This window comes from Solemya pervernicosa gill symbiont (assembly GCF_002020875.1).
Classification (GTDB): Bacteria; Pseudomonadota; Gammaproteobacteria.
In genome coordinates this window covers 1-5,043 of sequence record NZ_MPRL01000126.1, presented here as the reverse complement: position 1 = coordinate 5,043, position 5,043 = coordinate 1, and the positions used below count along the sequence as shown (strand labels likewise).

Annotated in this window: 5 protein-coding genes; all 5 read left to right on the top strand. The window is 47.4% G+C overall.

Going from position 1 to position 5,043, the window contains the following annotated elements; all coding sequences use genetic code 11:
* Nucleotides 1-453 precede the first annotated feature (453 nt).
* The 5 genes from BOW52_RS16505 (at nt 454) to BOW52_RS16485 (ending at nt 4,343) form a co-directional block, all read left to right on the top strand.
* Nucleotides 454-666 (top strand): helix-turn-helix transcriptional regulator, encoded by a 213-nt coding sequence (locus tag BOW52_RS16505; protein ID WP_236725796.1) that lies wholly within the window; start codon nt 454-456, stop codon nt 664-666.
* On the top strand, nt 663-1,907 hold the full coding sequence (locus tag BOW52_RS16500; RefSeq protein ID WP_078485179.1) for a type II toxin-antitoxin system HipA family toxin: 1,245 nt from the start codon (nt 663-665) through the stop codon (nt 1,905-1,907). Before BOW52_RS16505 ends, BOW52_RS16500 begins: the two co-directional genes overlap by 4 nt.
* Nucleotides 1,908-1,947: 40 nt before the next feature.
* Nucleotides 1,948-2,148, top strand: a complete 201-nt coding sequence (locus tag BOW52_RS17600) for an ATP-binding protein (RefSeq protein ID WP_330359773.1) — start codon at nt 1,948-1,950, stop codon at nt 2,146-2,148.
* A gap of 1,200 nt (nt 2,149-3,348) precedes the next feature.
* Entirely contained in the window at nt 3,349-3,525 is a 177-nt protein-coding gene (locus BOW52_RS16490) for an H-NS family nucleoid-associated regulatory protein (protein ID WP_078485178.1), read from the top strand.
* A gap of 26 nt (nt 3,526-3,551) precedes the next feature.
* Nucleotides 3,552-4,343, top strand: a complete 792-nt coding sequence (locus BOW52_RS16485) for a class I SAM-dependent methyltransferase (RefSeq protein ID WP_078485177.1) — start codon at nt 3,552-3,554, stop codon at nt 4,341-4,343.
* Nucleotides 4,344-5,043: the final 700 nt, after the last annotated feature.

Below are 5,043 nucleotides of genomic sequence, written 5' to 3'. Positions count from 1 at the left end.
AGAGCGGGTACAGACAAGGGAGATCGAACGAGGTCCGAAGATGCCCGAGATTGTACTGGAGCGTGGTGGGCGGGGTAGATGATGAAAAGGCCGTTTAAGAACGTCGTTCGCGCATGGCCGAAACCGTGGCCGAATAGAAGACCCTACAAGAGGAACTCAAGGGGCTGGAGCGCAAGCAGCGTCGCCAGCGCCAGGAGATCTTCGATGTGGAGGATGATATCGAGGCCAAACGCGATCAGTTTATTGGGGCACTGGAGCGGCGCATGAAGCAGAAAACCCTGATTCATGCCATATTCCGCATCCGCTGGGAGCCAGCGTAGATTCCCGAACGGGAATAATTTGTTGCAATCGAACTTTGGGTGAGTCAATATTCCCGAACAGGAAATATTAAGCATTCGAGCCATGGATAAAAAATATACACTACCGTACGGGAATATAGATAGCCCAAGCGCATTGGGGCAAGCCGTCCGCGCGCATCGCAAACAGCAAGGAGCTACCCAGGCAGACTTCGCCAGCCTCTGCGGTGTCGGTGTGCGCTTTATGTCCGACCTGGAGAAAGGCAAGCCCACCATTGAGCTGGGCAAGGTCCTCAAGGTGCTTCAGTGCTTGGGGGTAGAGTTGTCGCTCCACCCTCGTGGTTGGCAGCGTCAGGCGTCGGGTAGATGAACCAGCCGTTAAACGTCTTCCTCCGTGATCAGCGTGTCGGCACGCTGTGGCTGGATGAGGGGCGTCGCTTTCTCTTCCAATACACAGAGGCATGGCTAATGAAAGCAAATTCGGTCCCGCTCTCTATTCACTTGCAGTTACAGCCAGAGGCGTTTAACGATGCCCAGGCTCGGCCTTTCTTTGCCAATCTGTTGCCCGAATCCGAGGTGCGCCGGGCCATTGCCCGCCGTCTGGGTCTGTCCGAGCAGAACGACTTTGCACTGCTGGAGGCTGTAGGTGGCGAATGTGCAGGTGCAGTCAGTCTGTTGTCCGACGATAAACTGCCTGATGGACACCCAGACTATCGCCGGTTAGGGGACGACGAACTCAATCAGCTCATTGATGACCTACACAATCGACCCATGTTAGCCGGTGAGGTTGGCATTCGCCTATCGTTGGCCGGTGCACAGAACAAGTTGCCGGTCTTTTTTGATAGTGAGGCTGTTCACCTGCCGATGGGGGGGGCAGCGAGCAGCCATATATTGAAGCCGCCGATCGAGCGTGTAGCGCATAGCGTGGAGAATGAAACATTCTGCATGCAGCTGGCTCGGACAGTTGGGCTAAATGTGCCTGAGTCACAGATTCTGCAGCATGCCAAGTCACTCTATTTGGTGAACCGTTACGATCGCGAAGTAAACGCTGCAGGGAATCTGTTCCGTATCCATCAAGAAGATTTCTGTCAGGCACTTGGCGTACCTCCAGACACAAAATACGAAGCTGAGGGTGGACCAAGCCTTGCTCAGTGTTTTGACCTTGTGCGAGATCAGAGTATTCAACCAGCTGCCGATATCGCCAGTCTGTTGGATTGGGTGATCTTTAACGTCCTTGTCGGTAATGCCGATGCACACGCAAAAAATATCTCACTACTGCTGACGGATTCAGGACCACAGCTCGCTCCTTTCTACGACCTCATGTGTACCGCCATCTATCCAGATCTGGCGGAACGTATGGCCATGAAGATAGGCGGTGAGAACCGGCCTGAGTGGATCATTGAACGAAAGTGGCAGGCCTTTGCCGAAGAGGTTGGCATCAAGTACCGCCTGATCGAGAAAAAACTCAAAGAGTTTAGTGAATCTCTACCAGAGCTAGCCGCACAGACGGCACAGGTGCTCGGTGATCAGTATGGCGACTGTGTCATCTATAACGAAATCCAAGATTTAATAAAATCCCGCTGTACAAAGACGCAACGCTTTTTCAATTAACGAACAGAAAAGACCGATAAAAGAATTAGACCATTTGCATGTGGAAGTTGAGAGAGGAAGAGACGAGGGGACTGCCCTGAAATTCACTGTTAGTGATACCGATATCGGTATTACCTCTGATCAGCAGCAGGGTCTGTTTCAGCCGTTTCAACAGTGTGATGGCTCGATAACCCGGCGTTATGGGGGAACGGGACTGGGATTGGCGATCTGCCAACGATTGGTTGCATTGATGGGGGGGTGAGATTCACCTCACTAGCGCACCAGGCGAGGGCTCTACATTCATGGTCTCACTACTGATGTCGCCAGCACAACCACCCATACCGTTGGTATCTGACTGAAACTTAAGTTGCGGAAGCAGAACCTCCTAATGAAAAATCGATCTCTGTGGCTGCTATTGAGACGGTAAGGGGGGGCGCTGGCAGGTCTGAGCATTCTGGTCGTCGATGACAATGCGATCAACTTGACTACGATCACCACCATGAAGATATGAACTGCAAGGGCGTCCCTTATGAGTTCGACTCTGCGGCCCAGTTATTAGAAGACTTCTGGAGAGCGGTGGACGATTCGCTTAGAAGTCACGGCGTTATTAAATAGAGGTGCAATGAATACAATGAAGCGCTACGGCCTGGTAGAAGTTAAGGAGATTAAGCGGCGTCGCAAACCTGTGGCCATGGCGACCGAGTTTTTGATCCAAGCCTCTTAGCAGTGACTCGGGACGATTTTCCCCTACAACCACCAGACCATAGACACGAAAAACCCCTCCGAAGAGGGGCTGGTGGCAGGGATGCCATAAACTGTAGTAATCCAGACTTGATCTGACAGTTACCGATTTTTCAAAAGGTGTCTGTCAGGTCAAATTCAGTTCACGAACTTTTCCTTCCAGATCGTTTCCCGGTTCGCTGTTTGGCGTGTGAGTTGCTTATCAGCCACTGTGTAACAAGCCTTCTTAGCTGCTGCTAAGTTTCGGTATGGTTGGGCTATTACCGTTTACTTGCCTAAGTACCAACGCAACTACGTAGCATTACACAGTGTGCTACGCAGCTTCATCATCCACAGACTTATCATGCGTCTTGTTTTGTATAGCGATTACGAAGCTACCGCTTTTGAACGCCTCTGCAAGAACGCTACGTGTGCTGACAAAATCCGTTGGCTTCAACCTTCGTTGGCAAACTCGATGTCGTTTAGTTGTGCACTGTGTGCAGATAAATACACAGCAACACTTACAACCGGGGAGTCCTACGCCGACATAAAGCCGCTGCTGCATCTTCTTCGTCGTCCGCTCGCGCTCTCAACTACGAATAGGCAGACGGCGTCGACTATCGGGGACTAACCGCCCTCACTTCGCTCTCCATGGCGGTCAGCGGACGTAGGAAAAACGTGCTTCCCTACATTCGTTAAAATCTATATGATGACATAGACACTTTCTCAAAGGAGATGTGTGATGAAATCATATGACGAACTTAAAGCTGAGATGGAAGCAATTCAGCAGCAGATGGCTGAAGCAAAGAAGAACGAACGTACTGTCGCTTTGAAGAAAGTTAAAGAGCTTTGTAAGGAGTTTGGGTTTGCTGCTGGGATGCTGAAAGACTCGCTAGCTGAAGGGCGGAAAAACCAGTGAAAAAGACAGCGTCATACAAATCCTATATGAATAGCCCCTATGTGAGCTACAAACACACGACTTATTTTGACAGTTATGATTATTTTTTTGATGCTTACAGAGATAAAGATATAACTTTTGTAGAGATTGGTATTCTTGATGGTGGATCTCTTTTTATGTGGAGGGACTATTTTGGATCTAACGCTAGAATTATTGGTGTTGACTTAAATCCAGAAGCAAAAAAATGGGAAAAAGAGGGTTTTGAAATATATATTGGAAGCCAATCTGATAAGAATTTTTGGGAAGAATTTGTAAATGATGTTGGAGAAATTGATATTGTTCTAGACGATGGAGGACATACGTATAGTCAACAAATAATTACAACAGAAAGCCTGCTACCTCACATGAAAGATGGCGGGCTAATTGTTGTTGAGGACACTCATACTTCTTATATGAAGGGGTTTGGTGATGTGAGTTTCTCATTCATTGAGTATGTCAAAGAGCATATTGATAAGGTCAATATGAGGTTTGGGAATTTTGAAAAAGATAAAGCGGAAAGAAGATTTTGGAGTGTAGAAGTTGTAGAAAGTATGGTGGCTTTCAAAATAAATAGAGCTGCATCAGTCCTTAAGTCTGAACCTATTTACAATATTGGTTCAACAATTTCTGCAAAGGATTTTAGGTTCGTAGATGCGAATGCCTTAATGCCAGTTGAGCAAATCTTTAACAATAAAAATCCTAAAATTGAGATAGCTCTTGAGCAGCTCGAAAATGTTCTTGCAAATATCAAAATCAATAATCCTGATATAACTAAAAGACTAAAGAATATCTTGGATTGAACCTTTCTAGCGCTCTAATAATGCAAGCTAACATAATTAGAAAAATAAAAAATGAGTGAATGGTTTGACAATAAAATATAACCGTAATCTTTGCAGATTACTGCAAGAACGTTTAGGCAACAATAATCCACACCGCAAATTAACTACTGAAGGAACCAAACGTCTCGCAAAACTGGAAGTAATATCTGAGAAATTAAAGCGTAGAGAAAACGTTCAGAACAGGAAGCTGCAAAATTGGTTAAGCGAAGAAGAATACGAACAGTTTGAGTTTGACCGGGGAGTCGCTATTTTTGCGAAAGTTTGTTTTGGGCATCCAAGCCCAAGTCTTCTCCGTCGTTCGCTCACGCTCTCAACTACGAATAGGCAGACGACGTCGACTATCGCGGACTAACCGCCTTCGCTTCGCTATCCATGGCGGTCAGCGCTCGACTGCTAAGAAGTTCTACAACAAGAGTGAAAGCCTTTGCAAAGATGCGCTAGAGATACTGCAAGAAATTCTGCACTGCTCACAGCAGTCTTCGCGTTTGGTTTGATAGAGATATTAGCTTTGAAATAGGTAGTGACTTGAGCGCAGACATCGTTTCGCTTCCACGCTTAGTTACTTGACATCCTCACCGACCTAAAGGGACGGTGATTCCTCCATCGAGACGGGCATGTCCGCCCGCAGCAAGGATATTATTGGCCGCATTAATATCGCGAT

Excerpts from the sequence above, each read along its gene's own strand:
- BOW52_RS16490 (WP_078485178.1), top strand. The coding sequence starts at position 3,349 with ATGAAATCATATGACGAACTTAAAGCTGAGATGGAAGCAATTCAGCAG.
- BOW52_RS16500 (WP_078485179.1), top strand. The coding sequence starts at position 663 with ATGAACCAGCCGTTAAACGTCTTCCTCCGTGATCAGCGTGTCGGCACG.
- BOW52_RS16485 (WP_078485177.1), top strand. The coding sequence starts at position 3,552 with ATGAATAGCCCCTATGTGAGCTACAAACACACGACTTATTTTGACAGT.